Consider the following 24,401-nt stretch of genomic DNA (forward strand, 5'->3'; position numbering starts at 1 on the left):
AAATGAAGAGTCCAATAAAGCCAAGGACCCGGCGTGGTACGCATTGAAATTGCAACAGCCCTCACCAACTGACATTTTAACAATCTAAGCGCGCGGCGGGAAGGAAGATAGCGTAAACGATTAGTCAGGCTGGCCCGCGAGTTCGTGCAAAATGGCTTCGGGTATTTCTCGCGCCATTTCGCAGACATCGTCGCTCCCATGCCAACGCAGACTTAACCTCACTTGACCCGTTCTAAGTATTCGCGTGCGCTTGTTCTCGACATGGAGATAGACTCCGAGTGCGTATCGATACATGCCGCGTACTGCCAACATCGCTTCCAGCTTCTGTTTATCCCGCAGCGAAGTTGCAGCCCTGGCCTTGGCTTCTAGGACCATAATATTGAACCGACTGTCCATCCGCTTGTGAATGAGGATGTCCGGCTTTATTCTTCCATCGCGTATGGACTTTGGGTGGACCCGTTGACGGTTGTACTCGCAGTCGACGTTTAATGCGGCAAACGGCTCAAGATAGACAGCAAGCCGGTGGCAGATAGCCTGCTCATGGGCGCCGATGGCAAGAAGCATAAGGTCAAGCCTCAAAAGCTTCTCGCATCCGCGCGTTACCGCCATTTTTGCGGCCTCGGCACGCTGCTCGGAATTCATTTGAAGGATCTGAGCCTCAGATAGCATTATCCGACACCATCCGTGAGAGTCAGACTGAGCCCATTGGGTACGGTTAGCTGCTCCATCATAGCCGTGAGCCCCTGCGGGATTGGCATGCTGAGATCACGACCGAGGCGCGGATCGGCTTCCCGGCAGCGGAGCGCATCGGTGATGAGTTTGCCAACCGTCATCGCGTGCGAGAAGTCGAGCTTTCCTCCATGCACGTCGCTCGACGGCACGACCATGATGCTGGAGGGTCCGTAAATCCAGACGTAGGATGACTTCGTGCGCTTCTTCATCTTCCCCACCTGTTCAGCAAGGCCGGCACGGTCGGTGGAATCATCCCACTTCGATTGGATCGTCATTCCTTTATTGATGGTATGGTTTGGAGCGCTCATTACGATGGAAATGTAAACGTCTGCGCCGGACTCTTTCTCCCAGCTCCCGCGCCCCTTGTCTGGAAAGTCTTGGGCGTGAACTGATACCCGCATGCCTGACACGGTTAAATTGTCGAGTTCGCTTTCGATGCGGTCAGCGATCTTGCTCGTGAACTGGTGTTCCTGCGTTGACGCAAAATAGTGCCTCGCGCAGGCTTGAGCGACGATCCCATCAATGATTTGGCCCACGAGGCGATAAGCTCGTTCCCGCCGTTCTCGGTTTTCCTCGTCCGCAGCCACTCTTTACTCCTTGGGGCTTAGGTTAAGCGACTGCAACCGTCTTGACCCCAGCTTGGGTCAGCAGCTGGTACAGGGCCGCAATTTTTGTACGATCGCCGCGCTGCGCACAGTACGAAAACAGCACCCGTTGCTTTGCCCGCGTAAACGCGACAAAGAAGCCGGCCGTGGCCTCGATCTTATCGTTTGCAAAACTCCACCAAGCCTGATCGTCCAGCCCGACGAAGATGACGGTGTGGTATTCCAAACCCTTGCTCTTATGAATTGTCATCAAGGGCACACTGTGCGCACCCTCATATTCATCGAGGGCATCCTTCCAACTTGACGCCGACTTCGAGCTTGCTTCCAGATGCAATGCCGCAGCTTCGCAAACTTTGTCGAACCAGTCCCCTTGGCGATAAGTTGGGGACGCGGCAACGATGTTTGCCTTGCCGACAAAGTCGATAAGAGATTGAACGACCTTGATTGCGTCTGCGCGGCTTGTGACTGGAACCGGATACGTTTTGCGGAACTGCCCCTCAAACGCATTGAGAGTCTTAACCACTTTCGCTCGGCCGGGATCATCATCGAACGCGAGGCTATTGAGTTGGCACATGCGGTCGAGACATACGGTCCAGTGCCGCCCGGCCCGTACGCTTGTGAACAAGCGCAGCAGTACGATGACGAGTTCCGAAACTTCCTCCACGAGCAGCTCTTGCATCGTGACTTCGCCGACCTGTTGGACTTCATTGCGAAGCTGTAACTTCTGCTTCGCGAACGCGGGTTCGAGTTTTTTGAAGTAGTCAGCGGCCTTCTGTCGAACGAGGACACAAAAGTCGCGAGGCGTAAGTTTGTGTTCCGCCATCTGCTTCGCCACGAACTCTGCGACCTTGTCCGCTTCGATCGCTGGCGTCGAAAAATCCCAGACAGCACAACTATCACCGGACACGGTGACTTTCGTCTTCGAAATTGGCGTTGACGACTTCGCATCCAGCGCTTTCGCCAGCACGTCTTGTATCCGCACGAGATCAGGCGACGATCGGTAGTTGTTGAGCAACGGTATCCGCCTTGCCTTAAATTCCGTTTCAAAGGGCTTGAACGGATCGTCCATGGCCAAAGCAAAACGCATGATTTGCTGTTTGTTGTCTCCGACTGCCGTCACGATGGTGTCGGACCCAAGAAAGATCGCCTTTGCCAGGTCGTACTGCGCCTGTGTCGTATCCTGAAACTCGTCCATAAAAAGATGCGAGTAAGTCAACTGCAAAGCTTGGGCAACCATTGGATTGCTGGTTACGAGAAGCCCCGCCAATCGGCTGATCATCGGAAATGTGAGCGAAGACCCTCCGGGCGCATGTATCCATGATTGCCAGAACTGGTCCGCGGCCCACTCGGCCGGCGTGGCAATGGTCGGCTCGCCTTCAGGAAGTTGCGTCCCGAACAGCCAGCGGCGTTGGAACTCCTTGGAGCCAATCGCCATGATGTCCGCCTTCTTCCCGATATGGGGCGGTGGCGGCGCCAAAAAGCGCAAAAACTCTTCGAAGGTACGGTCATACGCGTCTACGACGACATTATAGTCGGGATGAGGTCGCCAACGCTGCGGCAACGCTTGGCCAAAACGGTCGACGAGACTTTTGGCGAACGCATCGAACGTCAGCGAGTCAAAGCGATATGCGAGATCCGGGTGACATCGCTTCTTCACTCGCGCTGCAAGATTGGTGGCGGCATCTCGCTTGAAGCTGATAGCGAGAATGCGTCTTGGAGACTGCGAGATCCCACATTGAAGCAGGTACGACGCTCGCTGAGCTAGGAGTTCGGTTTTACCTGCACCGGGTCCGGCGATTACGGAGCGATTGTCAACGGAGCGAACAACATCGAGCGCGTTCGCCTCAAGCGCTTCCACGTCAATCGGCTTCCATTGGTCAGCGCGTACGCGACGGCCTACGAGCGTCATGGTCAATCTCGGCTCAGGTTCTTGTCGATGTGACTTAGGAGTCGGCGATGAACTTCAGGCATACTCCTTTTCAGTTCTTTATCATCGAGCTGTGCCAGAGCCTGCAGATGTGTTGCGGGCTTGCTGCGCGTTAGAAAATGATAGCGGTACGCTGGCATACGGTCTTTGTAGTCGGCAAATTCGGCGGCCGTGTAATCAGCAATGCCCTTACCACCCTTACCGAGCACAACGGCAACGGCCTCGTCCGGTGTAAGAGACGGCCCTCCGTCCTTGGGAATGATAGCTTCGTAAGCCGCCGGAAACGCGGACAGCATCTCCATATCGAGGTCGAGAGGGGCTGAATAAAAAACGTCGTACCCTTCTAGGAAACTAACCCATGTTTTGAGGGTATCCCAATTCGCAGAATTCCATGTCTTCATTGTCTCTAAGTCAGTGGAGCCGTCTTTGGTCTTCAGCAGCTCCTTTTCATCAATACCAACCGCGATCAGCTCGGACATTGCAGTTGTCACACGACCATAGCCGCCACCTTTTCGGCCTAGATCGAGATCAACCAGCGTTGCGTACGGTATGGAAAGGCTTTCGAGAAGTTTCCAGAAGTGCTGAACGTGTCGCCCGCCGATCGGTACGATAGCGACAAACGAAGGGTCGAGCATGAGACCGGCAGCCTGCGCAAGGCGTGGGATAACTATTCGCTCGGAATCACCTTCGACCAGGACCGCGAAGCGCGCAAAGTAAAGCTCCGGAAAGGCCAGCAAGGCCCCTCTGATGAATTTTGCGGCTTCCGTCGCATCGGATGGCAACTCGATTCCGCGCAGAGTCGAAGCTCGGGTATCCGTGTCACAACGGCAGTAGCGGACCTCATTAGGCTCGATACGACTGAGCACGGATGGCGAGTGGCTTGTAATGAGGGCTTGCGCCGCGTTGCCGCCGACAATGGAACGGACCTGCGCCACGATACGGGACAGGTAATACGGCGACAGGTGATTTTCCGGCTCCTCAATGCCGAAGATACTGAGCGCGGGGATGCGCAACTCATCCGCTCGAAATCCATCCACTTTTTTCGCTACCGCGTCGCGCTCCAGGTCAAACACCGCTGCTGCAAGCGCGAAGTAGAAGAGAGATTGCTGCCCGTCACTCAGCACGTCTAGACCGCGTTCGATTTTCGCAGGTCCGTGCTGAAACATGACCTGAATATGAGCGACAACTTCCTCAAACCGTTTGCTGACTAACGCGAGGCCCGGATCGGTGTCAGTTTCTTCGTCGTGCAACTCCTTCCAGCGAATGCTGAGTGCCTTGCTAACGGCGTCGATGGCCGCTTCGCCGCCAAAGGCCTCAGACAGCTTCTTGGTCGCATCGTCAACCGCCTTGCGTGTGCCCTTTGACCATTCGATTGCCTTGATTAAACGTGCAGCTAGCGCTCCTGTCGTAGCGCGAATTTGTGTCGCGGCGTCCCGGGAGGCTGGGGTGTAATAGAATTGGATAAGACCTCGATCGGCTGGAGAGACGGCATGCTTGTCGTCTGCTTCGACCTTCTCCTTGAGATGGTCGACCCAAAATAGCTCCTGTGTGACCTCGCCCTCGGCTGTGCTATCGTCTTGCCAGCGCCCTTCCAGCCGCAAGCGGCATAAAGGCATTTTCTTTGGCCCCTCAAGTTGTTGGTGCCGAAATGTCGGTGCAACGGTTTCTGCCGTAGCGGAGCCAGCTTTCAGCTCGGGGAGTGCGATGACAGCATCAATATATAGGTCGCGTGTCGTGCGGTCGTCCGGCGCGGCATCTTTGGGCAAGTGAAAATCTGACCGGTGCAGCATGCGTTGCGCACGAGAGACGCCAAACATTTTGGCCAACGTTTGAAGCAGTGCCGTTTTACCCGAAGCGTTCGGTCCCACGACGGTTGTCAAATTGTCGGCCAGGGTGATTTGCTCTGGCTCGGGGCCAAATGACCGAAAGCCCGAGATCGTGATCGACTGAACTCGCACACCACTCCCCTACGTTGAATTGTTCATCTATTGCGCTTTTCTCGATCCAAAAAGGTTCCCTCGTCAATCGGACCTTCGATAAGTCATCCGTTTTTCGAGGAAATTCTGAATCCTGTTGTAGCGCATGAAAAAACCCGCCAAAGGCGAGTTAAAACATTGAAATCATTATTAAAAGTTTGGTTGCGGGGATAGGATTTGAACCTATGACCTTCAGGTTATGAGCCTGATGATTGCCGTGAGAGCTATTCAACACGCTGGCCCGCGCGCCAGCCCATCTCCCAGAAGTCTGCCTCGAGTCGGGTGGCTTCCTTGAATAACGCAATCAGCTCCGCCTCGCGGGCCGGCGTGGCGTAGAGATCGGCCAGATTTTCCATGTGCGCCCGCGCCTTTGCCGCGACCTCCTGGTACGGCACGCCGGCGTACTCGGCGATCCAAACGCGATAGGGGTTTGTCGCGGCGTCCGCATCGGGTCGCGAGGCGAGCCGCGTTGCGATCTCTGCGTACCCGATCACGCAGGGAGCAAGCGCCACCTTGAGTGCCAGCAGATCGCCGCGCATTCCCGCGTCGAGCACGTAGCGCGTATAGGCCAGCACCTCGACCGCCGGAGGGGTTTGTTCAAGGTCGCTCAGGGATAGACCCCAACCGGCACAGAGTTTCACATGCAGGTTCATCTCGACATCAAGGATGGCCGAAAGGCCAGCCGCTGCTTCACGCATGTCGGCAAGTTTGGGCGACTTGTAGACCGAGAGCGCGTAGGCGCGAGCAAACTCGATGAGGAACAGGTAATCCTGAACGAGGTAGTGACGAAACGCCGCTTCGGGGAGCGAGCCGTCTGCCAATCCGTTCGTGAAGGGATGCTCGGTGTAGGCCCGCCACTCAGCGAATGCTTCTGTCTTGAGACGCTCGAAAAAGCCCACGATCTTTTCGCCCGGCTTGCTGTTCCATAAATTGTCTTTGGCTCGCTGCCCATTGTGCCTTGCGAACCGGGTGAACTCTGACCACGAGAGACCGCCACGATCAGTCGGTGCGACGGTGCAAGGGAATTGTCTTGCCGTCGATCGGGGCCTGACTTGCATTTCCACGTTATCACGTCGCGATCGCGAAAGGACTCGGGGGCAATTTCATTAGGTTGAGTGATGTCGCAAACAGGGCTCGAACCTGTGGCCCGCCACTACGAATGACTGCATTTTAGAAGCGAACTCCGTTTCCGTCGCCGTGGTAGCTACATGGTAGCTAACGGTCGCTGGCTTTGCGCGTGGACCATAATAAGCTATTGATTTCGTTGGTACAGTTGGGTGGGCTCGAACCACCGACCTCCTGTTCCACAGACAGGCGCTCTAACCAACTGAGCTACAACTGCATCCTGACGCACGGCCCCGCAAAAGGGGGCGGCGATTTCGGGCGGAAACTAGGTGCAACGCCCGCCTTTGGCAAGCGCTTAACGCGCCGATTTCCGGTCTTATCTCGGGCCGCTTAACGGTCCGCGGCAGCAAAAAGGCCCGGACCGACAAGGCCCGGGCCTTTCGCTATCTCAGGCAGATCGCGATCAGGCGGCCGGCTGCTGGGTGAACTTCGCGGCGCTGGCCTTGATCGGCTCGGCGGTCTCGCTGGCGACCTTCTGGCCGAGCTCGGCCAATTCCTTGGCCTGCGCGGTGTAGGTCTCGAACTGCTTGCGGGCGTGCGACGTCCACAGCTCGAGCGCTTCGGTCGGCGACTTCACGCTGAACAGCTCCTGGGCGAAGTCGAGCGACGAGGTGGTGTTGGCCTTGAAGAACTCGATCAGCTTGGCCGAATAGGCGGTGGCGCCCTTGTTCATCGAGGTGAAGACGGCCTCGACGGTCGAGTTGTGGGTCTCGGCAGCGTCCTTGAACTTGGCGTAGCTGTCGCGGGCCTGCAGCACGCCCTTCTCGGCGAACGCGCGGACCTGCTCGGGAACTTCGAACGGGATGATCGAGGCGGAGAACGGATCGGACGGGTTGGTCATACGTGTAATCCTTCGCAACGGGTGAGTAGATGTGACCATTGCGGACGTCCCGGAGCCAGCAGGCCGGGAGCGCTGAAATGGATCACGCTGCCTTGATTCACGGGAGTGCCCTTCGTCGGGCGCGCCTAATAAACACCCATATCATGTCAATTTTGTGCAACGCAACGTAAGATCGCGTGCGACGCCATATTTTTTGTGAGACGGAATATGGCGTACCGCGCCGGGCCGGCCCAGCCGGCCCGGATCGGAGGTCCTGTCAGCTCTTCGGCCTGACCGCATCCATCGCGGCGCGGCTGACGGCCTGGCCCATTTCGCTGGCCTGCTCCGCGAGCGCACGCATCTGGCCCTGCACATATTCGCTGTGCAGCCGCATCACCTCGGTGAGGTCCTTGGCCTTGAGCAGCGACTGGGCATACTCAAGCGAGGACTGCACGTTCTTTTCGGCATAGGACAACGCCTTGGCTGACAGGTCCTTGGCACCGGCACGCATCGTGGCGTTGCGCTCCTCGATCTTGCCGGCGGCGTCGCGCGCATTGGTCACGAACTGCTCGAAAGCCTTGCGCGCCTGGTCGAAGCTCGCCTCCGCCATCGACCGCATGTCCTTGGGAATCTCGAACTTGGGAATCTCGAACTGGTCACGCCCGTTGTCGCTCATGGTCGCTCTCCCTCGCTTGGTGATCGGCCCGCCGGTTGGCCCTGCGGGCCCAAGGTGGAATACAGGGTAGACTACCAGGTAGAATATCGCGGCACTGCACTCACAGATGTGACGCGCCGCCGCCCTGGTTCCGCAACACGCTGTCGCAGCCGCCTCTGACTGACAACGCCAATCAGCTGTGGATCGTTCAGCCAGGTTAACGTTATCCCGGCTTTGGCGGGGGCAGGTTCGCAGCGGACATGGACCTGCCGCCCCCCGCTTGCGATACTAACCTTCTGTTAAGGCTGTCGTCCTGCGGCTGCCGGCGCTTCGGCGATGCGAGGAAAAAGCCAAACCTATGCGGTCAAATCTTGCGTGATGAGTGACGCGGAATTCCAGATCCAGGCACTGGGCGATGTGAGGCTGGCGGACCATGCGACCGGCGCGCTGCCGGCATGGCTGTGGGCGGCCGACGGCGCACGGATTCTGTGGGCCAATCCGGCCGGTGCGCAGGTATTCGGTGCCGCCAACGGCGCCGAACTGGCGAAGCGCGCCTTCGGCCCGGCCGATCCGCATCGCCGCCAGGTTGCGCGGCTCGGCTACAACCTCGCCGTGGGCGGCGCAGTGCGGCTCGAGCGGCTGCGCGGCTTCGGCGCCGCGCCCGGCATGCTCGCGACCTGCGGCTGCACGCGCATCGACCTCCCGGACGGCAGCCACGGCATCCTGATGACGGCGCTCAATGCCAGTGGCCGCAGCATGCCGCTCGCCGAGCGCCTGCAGCGACTGGTGCAGGGCTTGCCGCGGCCCGCCGCGGCCTTCAACGGCGATGGACTGTTGATCGCAGCCAATGAGGCGGCGCGTTCGCTGCCCGGTCTGCACGATCTCACCGAAGCCGGCCTCGATGCCGCGCGCGGCGAGGCGCTGGCGCAGGGCCGCGCGGCCGCGAGCGTTGCAGTCGGCCGCGTCGTGCTGCAGCGGATCGGCCGCGGCGCCGATCGCGCGCTGATTGCACTGATCAAGCCGGCGCCGCATCTCGCCGCCAAGCCAGCGGCGCCGATCGTGCCTGAACCGATTGCGCCGGCGGCGCCCGAAGCACCGGAATCTGCAGCAGCGACGCCACAAGAGGCCGCAACCGTGGCGCCGCCGCCGGCGCCTGCCGCCGTCGAGCAGCCAACAGCGCATGAAGCAGCTCCCGCGCCGGTCAGCGAAGTACCGGCCACCTTCACGCTGTTCGATGCGCTGGATCCGCAGCTGGAAGAGCAGGTCGCGATCGAGCCGGTCGTCGGCACGACTGGATCAGAGCCTGCGGCCGTTGCTCCATCGCCAGCGTCGGAAGAGACGCACGCAGCGCCCATCGAGACCGCCGCATTCGACACCACGCCCGACGAGACTGCCGCGGTCGAGGAGCCCATATCGGAAGCGCTGATCGACGCTCCTGCTGCGACTGAGGTCGAAGCGCCTGCGCACCCTGCTCCGCCTCTCGCGTTGACGGAACGCGCGCACGAAGCGCCAGCACCGGTCGAGACCACGCCTCTCGACACCACGCCCGACGAAACCGCCGCGGTCGAGGAGCCGCTGTCGGAAGCGGTGATCGAGGCACCCGCCGAGGCAGAAGTCGAAGCGCACGTACCTGAGCCCGCGCCCGGTATCGAAGCGACCGCACACGCGCCCGCTTCGGAATCACCGGCGCCGCCGGCCGATCCCGCGCCCTCGCCCTATGCGATTGCGGACAGGCCTCCCGCCGAGCCGGAGCCCGCGACATTGGCGCCGGTGCCACCGCCATCCTGGCTCGACGAGCCGCTGCCGGTGCGGCGGCATCCGCTGCGCTTCATGTGGCAGATGGACCATGAGGCGCGCTTCTCGCTCGGCTCCGATGAATTCACCCGCCTGATCGGCTTGCACACCGCCGCCGGCTTTGGCCGGCTGTGGAGCGACATCGCCGAGAGTTTCGGCCTCGATCCCGAGGGCCGTGTCATGCGGGCGTTCGCCAGCCACGACACCTGGAGCGGCATCACGCTGAACTGGCCGGTCGACGGCGGCGGCCGGCTGCCGGTCGAACTGTCCGGCCTTCCGGTGTTCGACAGGAACCGGAATTTCGCTGGCTATCGCGGCTTTGGTGTGTGTCGCGACCTCGACGGCCTTGCGCGACTCGCCGCATTGCGCCGCTATGAGTTCTTCAGCGGCTCGATCGCGCCGCAATCGCTGTCGGCCGGCGTTCCGCCTCTGCCGCGTATCGATGCGCCGCCCGCCCCTGCGGCGCCGCCGCATGAAAATCCTCCGCCGCACGCGGAGCCGCCGCCCGACCCGACCGCGAGTGCACCACCCGAGGAATTGACCGACCCCGTAGCAGCAGAGACTTCACACCAAGCCGATCCGGATCACGCCGTGGAAACGCACGAGGAAACGCACGAAGTGCGTCACGACCCGCCACCGAATGTGGTGCCGTTCCGCCCCGCCGGCGACACCAGGCCGCCGTCGCTGACGCCGGTCGAGAACAACGCCTTCAACGAGCTGGCGCGCCAATTGTCGGCCCGGCTCGAGAACGAGGCCGGCCTCACTGCGACGACGAACGCGGGCGCCACCGCCGAGCCGGTTGCCGAAGTGCCGCCCGCAAGCGAGCCGCCGCCGCCCGCGGAGGCCCCATCGCAGCACGCGCCGGCCGCGCAACTGGAGACGCCTGCCGACGCGCCGAAGGCCGGCTGGCTCGCCGCCGCCGAACCTGCGCCGCGCGCAGATTCCCGGCGCGACCGCGCGCTGCTCGATCTGCTGCCCGTTGGCATCCTGATCTACCGGCTCGACCGCCTGCTCTATGCCAACCACGCCTTCCTCGCGCGGATGGGCTATGACAGCCTGCACGCGCTGGAAGCCGCCGGTGGACTGGATGCGCTCTATGTCGAGCCCGGCGTCTCGCAGGCGAGCAGCAGCTCCGGCACCGGCACGCCGGTGACGATCTCCGCCAACCAGAACGGCCGGGCAGAGCAGCTGTCCGCCGAGGCGAGGCTGCACACCATCAGCTGGGACGACGATTCCGCCCTGGCGCTGATCTTCTCGCGCACGCTCGACGAGGACGCCGCGGTCGCGGCTGCGCTGTCCGATCCGGAGCCGGCGGCAGCAGCCGCAGAGCCCATGCTCGCGCCACCGCTGCCGCAGGCCGGCCACGCCGACGCCGAAGAGCTCGGCGCCATCCTCGACACTGCGGCCGAAGGCATCATCATGTTCGATGCCGAGGGCAACATCCATTCCTGCAACCGCAGCGCCGAGGCGCTGTTCGGCTATGACGGCGACGAGTTCGTCACGCGCAATCTCGCCGATCTGTTCGCACCCGAGAGCCAGCACGGTATATTCGACTATCTCACCGGCGTGAAATCGGCCGGCGTCGCCAGCCTGCTCGACCATGGCCGCGAGACCCTCGGCCGCGTCCGCCAGGGCGGCATCATCCCGCTCTCGGTGACGATGGGCCGTACCCGCGCCGACGGACCGAACTTCTTCGCCGTATTCCGCGATCTCTCGCAAACCAAAAAGAGCGAAGGCGAATTGCGCGAGGCCCGGCGGCTCGCGGAACGCGCGGCCAATGCCAAGTCCGACATGCTAGCACGGATCAGCCACGAGCTGCGCACGCCGCTCAACGCCATCATCGGCTTCGCCGAGGTGATGATCGGCGAACGCTTCGGCACGCTCGGCAACGAGCGCTATGTCGAATACATGAAGGACATCCGCGCCTCCGGCGAGCGGGTGATCGCCATCGTCAACGACCTGCTCGACCTGTCGCGGATCGAGACCGGCAAGCTCGACCTCGCCTTCACCAGCCAGAACCTCAACGAGATGGTCGAGAGCTGCGTCGCGGTGATGCAGCCGCAGGCCAACCGCGAACGCATCATCATCCGCACCTCGCTCGCGCACACGCTGCCGCCTGTGGTCGCCGACGCCCGCGCGCTGCGCCAGATCACGCTGAACCTGATCGGCAACTCGATCCATCTCGCCACGCCGGCGGCCAGGTGATCGTCTCGACCGCGCTGTCGGATTTCGGCGAGGTGATGCTGCGGGTGCGCGACACCGGCCAGAGCCTCAACGACAACGAGGTCGCCGCCGCGCTGGAGCCGTTCCGTGCGCCGACGCCGTCCGACCAGGCCGGCTCCGGCGGCGTCAGCCTGTCGCTGACCAAGGCACTGGTCGAAGCCAACCGCGCCAAATTCCAGATCAAGACCGGCGGCCGCACCGGCACGTTGATCGAGGTCACCTTCGCCCACGCCGCCGCAAGGGCGTGAGCAACGATCCGCCCCTCTCCCGCGGGAGCGCGACTGCGAAAATCTGTCGCGCCTGTTCCGCGCAGCGCGGCATGGATCTTGCTGCGATTCAGATTGTTTGAATAATTCATTGCCGTGTAGAGCGCCCGCTTTGCGGGCATTTGGATCTGGCGGATGCGCTGTCTGGTCGTCGCCGATTTGCACTACTCATTGCCGCAGTTCGACTGGCTGCTGGCGGCCGCGCCGCAATTCGATCTCGTGATCTTCGCCGGCGATGCGCTCAACCTCGGCTCGGCGGTGGATTTCCGGGCCCAGATCGTGGTGGTGACCAAATATCTCGCGCGGCTCGCCAGCCTTACGCGCGTGATCTTCTGCTCGGGCAATCATGATCTGGACGAGCGCAGCGCCGAGGGTGAAAAGATCGCGCGCTGGGTCGCCGGCATCAGGGAGTTCGGCATTGCCTGTGACGGCGACAATCTGACCGTCGGCGACACGCTGTTCACGGTGTGCCCGTGGTGGGACGGCCCGATGGTCAAGGCGCGGATCGACGATCAGCTGCGCGCGGCAGCGGCGATGCCGCACGGACGCTGGGTCTGGGTCCATCATGCCCCGCCGGCGGATTCCCCGATCAGCTGGGGCGGCAAGCGCTTCTTCGGCGACGTCGAGCTCAAGCACTGGATCGAGCGCCACCATCCGGCGATGGTGATCTCGGGCCACGTCCATCAATCGCCGTTCATTCAAAGCGGTTCGTGGTTCGACCGGATCGGCACCACCTGGGTGTTCAACACCGGCCTGCAGCCCGGCCGGCCGCCGGTCTACATCGTGCTCGATCTCGCACAGGAGAAAGCCTTCTGGCTCGCCGCCGGCGATGCCCAGATCGTCGATCTCAAGGCGCCGCTGTCGCGGCCGGCGGCGCCGGTGCGCGAAGCGCCGGACTGGCTCATATCCTTGGATCGGATTGCCGATCCGAGCCTGGCGCGACCTGCATCGGCGGCAGGTTGATCATGCTCTGCAGCACCTCGCCGACCATCGCCAGATGGGTGCCGTGGTCGGCATATTGGTGCATCAGGTCGGCCAGATAGGTCGTCGCGACGTGCAGCCGCTGCGCCAGGAGCTGCGCGATCAACAGCGCCACCGCCGGCTGCTCGCGCAGGAACGACGCCGCATCGTCGAATTCATACAGCACGCAGTCGGACGCCGTACGAACCTTCGCGCTGTGCGGCCGGTCGAGCAGCACGCTCATCTCGCCGAACACAGCACCGGGCTCGTCGATCACGGCGACCAGGCTGTCGCCCTTCATGACCTCGACCTTGCCCTCGAGCAGCACGAACAGATGACCGGTCTTGCCGCCCTCCTCGACGAAATCCGTGCCGGCCGGCAGGCTGCGCCTGGTCCCGCCGGTGCAGTGATCAAGGATCGCTCGCATGCTGTGCGCCTCCGTGTCAGCCAGACTAGGCAGAGATGCCGTCGAGATGAACCGGATTAGCTGGGCGGACTGCCCAAATTGTCGGCAGACGAGGGACCGGCCGCGACGCGATCCAGCCGTTTGCGCGCCGCTCAGGCGAGCACATTGTACTTGAGCGCGAGGAAATCGCCGATCGTATCGAGAAACAGTCGTGGCGATTGCAGTTGCGGGACGTGCGCACAGCCGGGGATGATCCTGAGCTCGGCCCGCGGCAGCCCGGCCGCCAGTTCGTACGACATCTCCGGCGGCGTCGCCTCGTCATATTCGCCAACCACGACACGCGTGGGGACGGTCATGCCGCGCAGTCCGGCACGAAGATCGAGGCCCGCCAGCGCGTCGCAGGCCGCGCAGAACACGTCGAGATCGGTGCGCAGGAAGGCGTCGCGGCGATCCTGCATCAGCGCCGGGTGCTGCGCCTGGAAATCCGGTGCGAACAGCCGGCGCATCGCGACGTCGGTGATCGCGGCAAGCCCCTTCTCGCGCGAGATCCTCGCCATGTTGCGAAACGCCTCGCGGCCCGGCTCGGAGAACGCCGCGCCGGTGTCGGCAAGGATCAGCTTGCACGCGATCGCCGGGTGACGGATCGCCATCTGCAACGCGACGAATCCGCCATAACCATTGCCGAGCACAATGGCCGGGACGCCCTCAGTCGCATCACGCACCACTTCCGCCATCCGGTCGGCAACGGCGGCAAGGCCGCCCTCGACCGCGATCGACCGGCCGAACCCCGGCAGTTCCGGCACGATGGTCCGAAACGACCTGGCAAGCTCCGGCACGATCGCATCGAAGCTGGCGCGATCCGACAGCAGCGAGTGAAACAGCAGCAGCGGCGGCCCCTCGCCGATTTGGGCTGCGTTGACTGTGCGGTTGGCGAAAAGCCTGTCCATTGCCGGTCTCTTTCAGATCGCGCCGGGGCTCGGAAGCGCCCTTGCGCGACGATTGATAAATCAAATCACACGGATTTCAAGGATTTTGGCCTTGACGTGATATTTCACGGCATGCAGTTTAATAGCAGGAGTACCGAGCCATATGATCCTTCTGCGCGAAAATATCTACGAAAACCTGCGTTCTGATATTTTATCGTGTGAGCTTGCACCGGGAGATGAAATACGGGAGCAGGATCTGGCGGAGCGCTACGCGGTCAGCCGCCAGCCGGTCCGGGATGCCCTGCTGCGGCTCGAGCGCGAGCATCTCGTCACGGTGCAGCCGCGCCAGGGCTACCGGGTCAATCCGATCTCGCTGTCCGACGCACGCGACCTGCTGCGCTTTCGCCTTGCGCTCGAGCCGGCCTGCGTCGCCGAAGCGATCGAGAGCGCGCCCGACAGCATGCTGAAATCGCTCGATCAATTCCGCCGCTTCTCCGGCAGCCATGAGGACTTCATCGCCTACAATCGCGGCTTCCATTCCGCGCTCGCGCACGCATCGGGCAACCGCCGCATGGCGGCGACGCTCTGCGACCTGATCGGCCAGGCCGACCGGCTGGTGCGGGTCAGCGTCTCCAACCTGAAAGGCCACGATCCGGCGAAGCTCGTGGCCGAACACGTCGCCCTGATCGACGCCATGCAGCAGCGCGAGGGGCGCACCGCGGCCCGCATCATCAAGGCTCACATCGCGGCGACCGAAAAGCGCGTGCTGCCGGCACTCAAGCGCAACGCCGTCATCGTCGAAGAGAGGTCATCATGAACATTCCGTCGAAGCCCGCGACGATCGACGTCGAGATTCACGGCAATTTCATCGACGGACGCGAGGTCGAGGCCGGCAACGGCGAGATGCTTGACGTTCGCAATCCCGCGAACGGCGACGTCATCGCCCGGATCCCGAATTCGACCGCAGCGGATATCGACCGCGCGATAAAGAGCGCACGCGCGGCGTTCGAAGGCAAGGCGTGGGGCGGGATGGATACCAGGTCGCGCGCGAAGCTCGTCAACAGGCTCGCTGACGCGTTCGAGGCCAATCTCGACACCCTGTACCGGCTGGAGACGTTGAACAATGGCCGCCCCGTCAACGAGACCCGCGCGCAGTTGTCGCGGCTGCCGGATTTCTTCCGCTATTTCGCCGGGCTTGCGCTATCTCGCCGCGACTCCGTGATCCCGGTCGAAGGCGCCTATCTGAACTACACGCTGCGCACGCCGATCGGAATCGTCGCCAACTGCACGCCGTTCAATCACCCGCTGATGATCCTGTGCAAGTCGCTTGCCGTGGTACTGGCAACCGGCTGCGTCACCGTGGTCAAGCCGTCGGAATACACGCCGCTGACGACGCTGAAGCTCGCCCAGATCTTCAGCGAGGCTGGCCTTCCCCCCGGCGTGTTCAACATCGTGCTCGGGCTCGGCCAGAGCGCGGGCAGGATGCTGGCCGAGCACAGCGACATCAACAAGCTCGTGCTGACCGGCGGCACCGAGGCGGGCCGCATCGCGGGCAGCGCCGCGGCAAAGGTGTTCGCGCACCAGACCATGGAGCTCGGAGGCAAGACGCCGGTGATGATCTTCGACGATTTCGACGTCGACCGCGCCGTCAACTATGCCGCCTTCGGCGCCTTCATCGGCGCTGGACAGACCTGCGTTTGCGCGTCGCGCCACATTGTGCAGGCCTCGATCTACGACGAGTTCGTCGAAAAGCTGCAAGCCAAGACCCGCAGCATCCGGATCGGCGATCCCTTCGATCCGAACACCCAGCTTGGGCCCGTGATCTCGGCGCGTCAGCGCGACCGCGTGCTGACCTACGCGCGCTATGGCCATGAAGACGGTGCGCGGCTCCTCACCGGCGGCGTGGCCGCGAAGGTAGCGGGTCACGACAACGGCTATTTCGTCGAGCCGACGGTGTTCGCCGACGTCAAGTCCGACATGCGGATTTTCCAGGAGGAGGTATTCGGTCCCTTCACCTCGGTCACGCCGTTCAAGGACGAGGCCGACGCGCTGCGGCTCGCCAACGACTCGCCCTTCGGCCTCGCCGCCGCCATTCGCACCCGCGACGTCGCGCGCGCCCATCGCGTCGCCGCCGCGGTCAAGGCGGGCATCGTCTGGATCAACGACCACCACCGGCTCGATCCGGCCTCGCCCTGGGGCGGCGTCGACGATTCCGGCATTGGCCGCGAGTGCGGTAGCGAAAGCTTCGACGACCATTTCAACACCAAGAGCGTGATGGTGGCGACTCACGAACAGCCGTTCGATTGGTACCGCGACACGGCCAGCCAGCGCCGGTTGAACTAACTACAGTCAGGAGCGGCAAACCGCCCGGAGATGGCGGGCCGCAGCGCGAGGAAACAGTCAAGGGGAGAGCGTATATGTCGACATCGGTCAATGCGGGGAGCCGTCTCGATCGGCTGCCGATCGGACCATTCCACCGCCGCATCATGATCCTGATCGGGATCGGGATGTTCTTCGACGGTTTCGACATCTATATCGCCGGCACCGTGCTCGGCGTGACGCTGAAGACCGGGTTCTCGACGCTTGCCCAGAACGCGGCGTTCATCTCGGCAACCTTCGTCGGCATGATGCTCGGCTCCTTCGGCACCGGGTTTCTCGGCGACCGCTACGGCCGGCGCTTCACCTATCAGTTCAATCTGCTGCTTTTCGGCATCGCTTCCCTGGCGGCGGCGTTTGCGCCGAACATGGCTTTCCTGATCGCCTGCCGCTTCGTGATGGGGGTCGGTCTCGGCGCCGAGAACGTCGTCGGCTACTCCACCATGACCGAGTTCGTGCCGGCCCGAAGCCGCGGCAAGTGCTCGGCTTCACCGCCGTCTGCGTCGTGACCGGCCTGCCCATCGCGCTTTTGGTCGCCTCCGTCGTCGTCCCACAGTTCGGCTGGCGCGCGATGTTCGTGCTCGGCGGCGTCGGCGCCCTGATCGTCTGGTACCTGCGCAAATCACTGCCGGAATCGCCGCGCTGGCTGGAGGCGGTGGGACGCACCGCCGAGGCCGAGGCGCTGATGCAGGCGATCGAAAAGGAAGCGGCTCAGGGCCGACCATTGCCTGCTCCCGCGGCGGCAACGCCGGTGCCGGTATCACCCGATCTCGCGACGCTGTTCACCGCGCCGCTGCTGTCACGCATGATCGTCGGCGCTGTCTGCCTGATCACCATCAATACGCTGCTCTACGGCTTCGTGACCTGGCTGCCGGTGTTCTTCATCAAGCAGGGCCTCTCGATCGCGACCTCGTTCGGCTACTCGTTGCTGATGGCGCTCGGCGCGCCGATCGGATCGGCGATCGGCGCCCTGACCGCCGACCGCTGGGGCCGCAAGCCCACGATCATCGGCGCATCGCTGATCTCGATCATCCTCGGCGCCATCTACCCGATGATCTCGGATCCGTTGTTGCTGCCGGCCACAGGCTTCGCGCTGACGGTACCGATCTATGTCCTGGTCGCGCTCTTGTTCGGCATCTACATCCCCGAACTGTTCCCGACCGAGGTGCGGCTGCGGGCGTCCGGCATCGTCAACACGCTCGGCCGCGGCGCCACCATCGTGACGCCGTTCCTGGTCGTGATGCTGTTCGAAGCGCGCGGTGTCGCCGGCGTGATGGCCCTGATGATCGGGTTGCTCATCGTGCAGATCATCACGGTCTGGGCGCTCGGCATCGAGCCACGACACCGCAGCCTCGAGGAGCTCAAGGGCGAGGAGGCGCCGTCCGCGGTCCCGCAAGAAGCGTCGTGAGCCGCCACAGTCCCACCGGCTGCTCGTCACGCATTCCAGCGCGCGCCGGAATGCGCGACCGAGACTTGGGCGACGACGCCACGTAATCCGCCCCTACTGCTTGATCTCCACCGTCTGGCGCTTGCCGGCGGCGATCGAGAACGGCTTCTCGGCCTTCTGGCCGTCGGCAAAGGTGGCGACCGCGACGTAGTCGCCGGCGTTGAGCGCGACGTTGTAGGTCGCATCGTAGTTGACCGCGACGTGCTTGCGCTCGTCGTTGAGATCGCGCTCGGCGCTGTAGATGTCGACCTGCTGGGCGCCGTCGGTCTTGATCCCGACCACTCCGGCATTGAGATTGACCGTAACGCGGGTCGGCGCGCCGGACTTCACTTCCGTGCTCGCGGTGCCCCTGGCCTCGCCGACCGTCACCTTCACCTCGTAGCTGCCGCCGGGCAGATCGAACTTCGATTCGGGATCGTATTCCTGCGCGACCTTGTCGCCCTCGTCGCCATCGGGTTTCGCAGGCTGGTGGACCGCGACCACGAGGTCCTTCTCGACCTTGGGCCCGCCCTCCGCATAGGTGGTGGTGACGATCAGCTTGCCGACGTCGATCGTCAGCTGCACGTTGCTGGAATCGCCGGCGGCGACCGTGAACGGCTTGCTGGTCTTCGACTGCCCCTTGGTCAGCGTCAGCGTATAGCTGCCCGCGGCGAGCACGAAGCGCGGCACCGCGTCGTATTCCTGCGCAACCACCTTGCCGCCCTTGTCGGCGACCTGCCAGACCACGTCGTCGACCTTGCCCGCACCGCCGGCAACGGCGCCTTCGCTGGTGACGTAGCCGGCATCGAGGATGACGTCGAGCGCAGCCGGCTTGCCCTTCTCGACCTTGAGCGGAAACTCGCGCTTGAGCTGCCGGTAGCTCACCTCCACGATGTAGTCGCCGGGCGCGATGTTGTCGGCGAACGGCGCACCGTAGAAGGTGTTGACGTGCTCGCCCTTCTCGTCGCCGGCGCGCTTGTAGATGCCCCAGTTGACGTCCTCGTCGCTGATCGGATCGAGCCCTTCGGCGAGCCGCGCCACGCCGCGGAGGTTCTTGCCGAGATAGGGATCGGCGGCCGCCGGCTTCGGCGGCGCTTCGCTCGCGACTTTGGCGCCTTGCGTCGCCGCCACCGCCTTGGTCAGCGCACCGGTCAGGCTCGCGGCGTTGCCGGCATCGAGATAGACGCCGCCGGTCGCCCGCGCGATGCATTGCAGCTGGCTCTTCGCCGCGGGATCGGCGACGTCGAGGCCGATCACATGGGCAGTGAAGCCAATGCCGGCCTTCTTCAGCTCGGCCGCGGCCGCGCACGGATCCGGCGCGCAGGTCTCGATGCCGTCGGAGACCAGGATCACATTGGCCTTGTTCTCGGTCGAGTGCAGCGCCTCGGCGGCGGCACGCAGTGAATCCGAGATCGGCGTCTTGCCTTTGGGGTTGATGCCGTCGATCGCGGCCTTGATCCTCGCCGGATCGAACTTGCTGACAGGCACCATCAGCTCGATGTCCTTGCAGTCGCCCTTCGAGCGATGGCCATAGACCATGACGCCGAGACGATCGGCCGAATTCCATTTCGACAGGATCGCATCGACCGCCTGGCGGGCAGCCGAGATCTTGCTCTGCCCGTCGACCAGGCCCCACATCGAGCCGGAGGCATCGAGCACGAGAATGGTGTCGGTCCCCTGCGCCTGCGCCCTGGCGCCGTGAGGTGACAGCAACGCCAGGCCAAGCGACAGCAGACCGGCAACGAACGAGCGGCGAAAAACCTTAATCACGGATCGATCCTCGATAATGGAGACAATCGGAGGGCGGAGACGACTACGACGGCCGGCGTCCTGACACTTGGACTATCGCGACAAGCGTTTGGACTGACGCGACACGCGAATGACAATTAGATTGTTTTGCGAGATGCGGCCATGACCGCAGATGTGAGCGCCATCACGGATGACGCTCCTTTGCACGCTGCCGTGCATTGGTAAGCGCCCACGGCGCGACAACCGAAACGCTCTCGCGCCCGTACCGGCCTAGACTTTCTCGATAATCGCAGTCTTCAGCCGAGCAATTTGCGCCTCGTCACGTTTGTAGAATGTCCACTGCTTGACGCGCTTGGTGGTCACGAGGCCGGCCTGCGCCAGGATCTTCAGATGCTCGCTCACCGTCGGCTGGCTGACCCCGAGCTTCTCGGCGATCAGCACTGCACAGACGCCGTCCTTGACGAGATCGCCATCGACCTGCGGCCGGAAATGCGCTTTCGGACGTTTCAGCCACTCCAGGATCAACAGCCTGCGATCGCTCGCCAGCGCACGCAGGGTGGACTCGACATCATCAGGTGAAGTAGGCATATTGCTAATTAGCTAAATGACTAAGTAATGTCAATCCGCTGTACCGAGGAGGACGCCGTGACCGGGATCACATCGCAAGACATCGAACGATGCGCGGCGTTGATCCGGCCGCACATCAGGCGGACACCGGTGGTCGCGATCGATGGCACCGAGTTCGGTCTCGCCGCCAATCCGCTGACGCTCAAGCTCGAGCTGTTGCAGTATGCCGGCGCATTCAAGACCCGCGGCGCATTCGCCAATCTGCTGACCCGCGAGGTGCCGGCGGCCGGCGTCGTTGCGGCGTCGGGCGGCAATCATGGCGCAGCCACCGCCTACGCCGCGATGAAGCTCGGCAAGCCGGCGCGCATCTACGTGCCGAGCGTATCGTCGCCGGCCAAGGTGCAGCGCATCCGCGATTACGGCGCCGACCTCGTCATCGAGGGCGACCGTTATGCCGACGCGCTCGCCGCCAGCGAGATCTGGGCTCGGCAAAGCGGCGCAATGCCGGTGCCGGCCTTCGACCAGCGCGAAACCATCATGGGCCAAGCGACGCTCGGCCTCGAGCTCGAACAACAAGCGCCCGACATCGACACCGTGCTGGTTGCGGTCGGCGGCGGTGGTCTGATCGCCGGCATCGCCGCCTGGTTCGCCGGCCGCATCAAGGTAGTCGGCGTCGAGCCGGCGGCGGCACCGACGCTGACCCGTGCGCTTGCGGCCGGCCATCCGGTCGATGCCGAGGCCGGCGGCATTGCGGCGGATTCGCTGGCGCCGCGCCGGGTCGGCGACCGCGTCTATCCGATTGCGGAAAAATATGTGCGCAGCACGGTGCTGGTGTCCGACGACGCGATTGCCTCGGCACAGGAGACGCTGTGGCGCACGCTGCGCATCGTCGCCGAGCCGGGTGGCGCCGCAGCCTTCTCAGCGCTGCTGTCGGGCGCCTACAAGCCTGAGGCCGGCGAACGCATCGCCGTCGTGCTCAGCGGCGGCAATACCGCCGCCGTGGATTTTGCGCGCACGCGCTGATCTCTCCCGATATCATTCCGGGACCGAGCGTCGAGTGGATCGATCGAGCAGCCCCACTCCCACATGTCCGGGCGAACACGCCCGGCAAGGCCGCAATCGATGACACGATCCTGCGGATCGCGGTCGACGAGCAGCCGCAGCAGGTCCGGCCGCGAGTAGTGGCCGCCGATATCGCACAGAGCCTTGGCGGCGAGTACAATTTCCCGCGATCCGTCGGCGATCAGGATGGTCTCGCCATGTGCCGGCCCCGCGATGATCTCGCCGCGCGGATCGATGATCACGCTGTCGCCGGTGTACTCGATCGTCGACAGCTCGCGATAACGTTCGGGCGTCGCCTCGTGCGACCGCATGCCGCCGACGGCAATGACGTAGCAGCCTGCGTGGGAGGCGAACGCGCGTGACAGCAGGAGCTGGCGGGGCCAAAGCGGCGTCGGCGACGGTGGCGCCACCGCTGGCTCTCGTCCCGGCCACGCGGCGACGTGGATTTGCGTTCCCTGCGCGGCAAGCGCATAGCCGGGCAACATGGTGTTGTGCTCCCAGCAATTGAGCCCGCTGATCCTGCCGTACGGCCGCTGATGCACGCGCAGGCCGATCGCGTCGCCGTCGGCCCACACCGAGCGCTCGTTGAAGGTCGGCTTGAGCTTGCGATGGCGGCCGAGAATCCGCCCCTCGCGGCCGATGAACAGCAGCGTGCAATAGACCGTACCCTTGGTGACGGCGTCGCGTTCTGCAACGCCGATCACGACATCGATACCTGCGCTCTCTGCGGCATCGCAGAGCCGATCGGTCGCAGGCGACGGAATCTCGACGGCACTGTCGAGATATTCCGCCATGGCGCGAAAGGTCAGCGGCCCGGTCGGTGCGTGACAAAAGAACGGATAGCCCGGCAACCAGGTCTCGCCGAACGCGGCGATCGTTGCCCCCATGGCGCCGGCCTCGCGGATCAGGCGACAGGCCTTCTCCACCGAAGCCTCGCGATCGAACGGCACCGCAGCGGCCTGGATCGCCGCGAGCCTGAAATGCGTATCGATTGTCATCGCCGGCCGCCGCGTCACTCGACGCCCTTGCGGGCCGCATCCAGCGCGCCCACAAGCAGCTCCAGCGCCTTGACACGCCGCCGCCGCGCCAGGCGCTGCTCGCCGACCTCGCGCTCGTGCTCGCCGGCGATGAAGGCCTGGATGTCCGGCAGCGGACGAATGACACCGCGGCTGCCCCATTGGCCGTCGGGTATCTCGGTTGGAAACACCCAGACCTGCGGCGCCACATCCTCGAACGAGCCGCCGGCGGCGCGCACCACTGCGGCCGTCACGTCCTTCACGAGCGCCGCGCGCGACGCTTCGGTGTACTGCCCCTCGGGCACCGTCGGGACGATGCGATACCGCGGCGACGGCGACGGCGCTCCTGCTACATAAACTGCGGTCGGCCGATGCAGGAACACGACGGTGACGCTCTGCGCAACCTTGTTGGCCGGGTCGAAGCCCTCGTGACCGATCAGGATATCGCCGAGCTCCTTGATCAGCCGCGCTTCCGCGTCCGGCTTCAGGGCTCCTTCAGGAATTGTCACATCGATCATCGGCATTGAGAGACCTCCTGTTGTTGTCAACACGAGGTCTATGCGCCGGGCATCTCCCGCAGCAGTGGCAGTATCACCAATTTCAGGGCAGATTCGGACACAGGGTCAGGTGGCCGGCGCAACCCGTGCGGCAACACGCGCAAAGCGGCGCTGGTACTCGCGTGGCGAAAGCCCCGTCTCGCGCTTGAACAGGCGGCGAAAGGTCGACAGATCGGTGTAGCCGACGCGCGCGCTGACCGCGTCGAGCTTCAGCCGCCTGGATTCGATCAGGCGCTTGGCCACGTCAACGCGCAGCGCCTGCAGATATTGCAGCGGCGCCTCGCCGACCGCCAGCTTGAAGCGTCGGTTCAGGGTGCGCTCGCTGACCGAAAGGTCGCGGGCCAGCCTCGCGAGGCTGAAGCCCCGTTGCAGCGACTTTTCCATCAAGCTTTGCGCCCGCGCCACCAGCGCATCGGAATGCTGCACGTCGCGCGTGCGGCTGGCATAGGACGCTTGTGAAACGCGATTGCTGTCGATCAGCATCAGCTTGCCGGTCTCGGTCGCCACGTCGATGCCGGCGAACGTCTCGACCAGCCGCAGCGCAAGATTGAGCGACGTGGTCACCGCGCCCGAGCAGATGATCCGGCTCTGCTCGGTGAGGATCTCGGCGACGCGCAGATCGACGTCCGGATAGCGCATCGCAAAAGTCCGGCCCTTCGCCCAATGGGTCGTCGCGACGCGGCCGTCGAGCAGACCGGCTTCGGCGAGGATGAAGCTGCCGGTGCAATAGGATGCGAGCAGGGCGCCGCGCTCATGCTGGCGGCGTAGTGCCGTCAGCAATGGCTCGACCGTATCGAGCCGCTCGAAGAAGCTCTCGATGTCGCCGACGAACGGCCCGGGAACCACCACCGCGTCCGCCGAAGATCGCGCGCTGATCTGGCCGTCGACGCTGATGATTTGACCAGAGGCGGTCTGGATCGGCCGGCCACTCAGCGACTCGACGCGCCAGCGCAGCTGCGACGGCTTGCCGTCGCCGCGCCTCGGCCGGCTCGCCACGACCGAATTGGCGGCGGTGAACACGTCGACGATGCCGGCAACGCCCGAAGCCAGGATGCCGTCATAGACCCAAATCCGGATGAGTGGCATGGCCGTGTCCGATCTTGCCTAGGATGGGGCAATCCTGTCATCGCTTGCATGACCGGACAAGCCACATCAAAACTGTCGCTCCGGTATGCCGCGGCTTCTCCGATTGAACTCAAACGTCTCTGGAATACTGGATCACCCGCTTTCGCG

The 24,401-nt window shown here is 63.5% G+C and carries 18 protein-coding genes, 2 tRNA genes and 2 pseudogenes; 6 read left to right on the forward strand and 16 right to left on the reverse strand.

What is annotated here, in order from left to right; translation table 11 throughout:
• Positions 1-120 precede the first annotated feature (120 nt).
• From ALC15_RS02995 to ALC15_RS03035, 9 genes are all read right to left on the reverse strand, one after another.
• Positions 121-642: a hypothetical protein gene (locus tag ALC15_RS02995; RefSeq protein WP_128089425.1), complete on the reverse strand. Its 522-nt coding sequence runs from the start codon at positions 640-642 to the stop codon at positions 121-123.
• A 26-nt stretch (positions 643-668) separates the two neighbouring features.
• The gene (locus ALC15_RS03000) at positions 669-1,319 is read right to left on the reverse strand and encodes a hypothetical protein (RefSeq protein ID WP_050625998.1); all 651 of its coding nucleotides are present in this window, start codon (positions 1,317-1,319) and stop codon (positions 669-671) included.
• A gap of 22 nt (positions 1,320-1,341) precedes the next feature.
• Entirely contained in the window at positions 1,342-3,246 is a 1,905-nt protein-coding gene (locus tag ALC15_RS03005) for a UvrD-helicase domain-containing protein (RefSeq protein ID WP_050625999.1), read from the reverse strand.
• Positions 3,247-3,248: 2 nt separating this feature from the next.
• Positions 3,249-5,222: an ATP-dependent nuclease gene (locus ALC15_RS03010; RefSeq protein WP_050626000.1), complete on the reverse strand. Its 1,974-nt coding sequence runs from the start codon at positions 5,220-5,222 to the stop codon at positions 3,249-3,251.
• Between the two features lie 177 nt (positions 5,223-5,399).
• Positions 5,400-5,486: transfer RNA gene (locus ALC15_RS03015), tRNA-OTHER, on the reverse strand.
• Positions 5,465-6,139, reverse strand: coding sequence for a thiaminase II (gene tenA / locus ALC15_RS41095; RefSeq protein ID WP_063781774.1), 675 nt, complete (start codon positions 6,137-6,139; stop codon positions 5,465-5,467). Before tenA ends, ALC15_RS03015 begins: the two co-directional genes overlap by 22 nt.
• A gap of 366 nt (positions 6,140-6,505) precedes the next feature.
• Positions 6,506-6,582: transfer RNA gene (locus ALC15_RS03025), tRNA-His, on the reverse strand.
• A gap of 186 nt (positions 6,583-6,768) precedes the next feature.
• Positions 6,769-7,206, reverse strand: coding sequence for a phasin (locus tag ALC15_RS03030; RefSeq protein ID WP_050626002.1), 438 nt, complete (start codon positions 7,204-7,206; stop codon positions 6,769-6,771).
• 256 nt (positions 7,207-7,462) lie between these two features.
• A complete protein-coding gene (locus ALC15_RS03035) occupies positions 7,463-7,861 on the reverse strand; it encodes a phasin family protein (RefSeq protein WP_050626003.1) in 399 nt (132 codons plus the stop codon).
• Between the two features lie 357 nt (positions 7,862-8,218).
• On the opposite strand from ALC15_RS03035, the pseudogene ALC15_RS03040 reads away from it, so the two are divergent.
• Positions 8,219-12,105 (forward strand): annotated as a pseudogene (locus ALC15_RS03040) (PAS domain-containing protein).
• Between the two features lie 153 nt (positions 12,106-12,258).
• On the forward strand, positions 12,259-13,086 hold the full coding sequence (locus ALC15_RS03045) for a metallophosphoesterase family protein (RefSeq protein ID WP_050626004.1): 828 nt from the start codon (positions 12,259-12,261) through the stop codon (positions 13,084-13,086).
• Here ALC15_RS03045 and ALC15_RS03050 read toward each other — a convergent pair.
• The gene (locus ALC15_RS03050; protein ID WP_050626005.1) at positions 13,025-13,510 is read right to left on the reverse strand and encodes a Crp/Fnr family transcriptional regulator; all 486 of its coding nucleotides are present in this window, start codon (positions 13,508-13,510) and stop codon (positions 13,025-13,027) included. The two genes, ALC15_RS03045 and ALC15_RS03050, sit on opposite strands and share 62 nt — an antisense overlap.
• Before the next feature lie 131 nt (positions 13,511-13,641).
• The gene (locus tag ALC15_RS03055) at positions 13,642-14,436 is read right to left on the reverse strand and encodes an alpha/beta fold hydrolase (RefSeq protein ID WP_050626006.1); all 795 of its coding nucleotides are present in this window, start codon (positions 14,434-14,436) and stop codon (positions 13,642-13,644) included.
• 142 nt (positions 14,437-14,578) lie between these two features.
• Between ALC15_RS03055 and ALC15_RS03060 the strand changes: the two genes are divergently transcribed.
• The 3 genes and pseudogenes from ALC15_RS03060 to ALC15_RS03070 all read left to right on the forward strand — a co-directional run bounded on the left by ALC15_RS03060 (position 14,579) and on the right by ALC15_RS03070 (position 18,199).
• A complete protein-coding gene (locus tag ALC15_RS03060) occupies positions 14,579-15,232 on the forward strand; it encodes a GntR family transcriptional regulator (RefSeq protein WP_094193634.1) in 654 nt (217 codons plus the stop codon).
• Positions 15,229-16,758 (forward strand): aldehyde dehydrogenase, encoded by a 1,530-nt coding sequence (locus ALC15_RS03065; protein ID WP_050626007.1) that lies wholly within the window; start codon positions 15,229-15,231, stop codon positions 16,756-16,758. Before ALC15_RS03060 ends, ALC15_RS03065 begins: the two co-directional genes overlap by 4 nt.
• A 74-nt stretch (positions 16,759-16,832) precedes the next feature.
• A pseudogene (locus ALC15_RS03070) lies at positions 16,833-18,199 on the forward strand (MFS transporter).
• Between the two features lie 93 nt (positions 18,200-18,292).
• On the opposite strand, the gene ALC15_RS03075 reads toward ALC15_RS03070, so the two are convergent.
• The gene (locus ALC15_RS03075; protein WP_050626008.1) at positions 18,293-19,987 is read right to left on the reverse strand and encodes a vWA domain-containing protein; all 1,695 of its coding nucleotides are present in this window, start codon (positions 19,985-19,987) and stop codon (positions 18,293-18,295) included.
• A gap of 249 nt (positions 19,988-20,236) precedes the next feature.
• Complete coding sequence (locus tag ALC15_RS03080; RefSeq protein WP_050626009.1) at positions 20,237-20,554, reverse strand: ArsR/SmtB family transcription factor; 318 nt, start codon at positions 20,552-20,554, stop codon at positions 20,237-20,239.
• 27 nt (positions 20,555-20,581) lie between these two features.
• On the opposite strand from ALC15_RS03080, the gene ALC15_RS03085 reads away from it, so the two are divergent.
• Positions 20,582-21,556, forward strand: coding sequence for a threonine/serine dehydratase (locus tag ALC15_RS03085; protein ID WP_050626010.1), 975 nt, complete (start codon positions 20,582-20,584; stop codon positions 21,554-21,556).
• On the opposite strand, the gene ALC15_RS03090 is transcribed toward ALC15_RS03085, so the two are convergent.
• The 3 genes from ALC15_RS03090 to ALC15_RS03100 all read right to left on the reverse strand — a co-directional run bounded on the left by ALC15_RS03090 (position 21,472) and on the right by ALC15_RS03100 (position 24,254).
• Positions 21,472-22,593: a carbon-nitrogen hydrolase family protein gene (locus ALC15_RS03090; protein WP_244485900.1), complete on the reverse strand. Its 1,122-nt coding sequence runs from the start codon at positions 22,591-22,593 to the stop codon at positions 21,472-21,474. The two genes, ALC15_RS03085 and ALC15_RS03090, sit on opposite strands and share 85 nt — an antisense overlap.
• 14 nt (positions 22,594-22,607) lie before the next feature.
• Positions 22,608-23,135 carry a tautomerase family protein gene (locus ALC15_RS03095; protein ID WP_050626011.1) on the reverse strand — a complete coding sequence of 176 codons (528 nt, stop codon included), beginning with the start codon at positions 23,133-23,135 and terminating at the stop codon, positions 22,608-22,610.
• 99 nt (positions 23,136-23,234) lie between these two features.
• A complete protein-coding gene (locus ALC15_RS03100; RefSeq protein WP_050626012.1) occupies positions 23,235-24,254 on the reverse strand; it encodes a GlxA family transcriptional regulator in 1,020 nt (339 codons plus the stop codon).
• Positions 24,255-24,401: the final 147 nt, after the last annotated feature.

The sequence above is a fragment of the Bradyrhizobium viridifuturi genome (assembly GCF_001238275.1).
In the GTDB taxonomy this organism is placed as follows: Bacteria; Pseudomonadota; Alphaproteobacteria; order Rhizobiales; family Xanthobacteraceae; genus Bradyrhizobium; species Bradyrhizobium viridifuturi.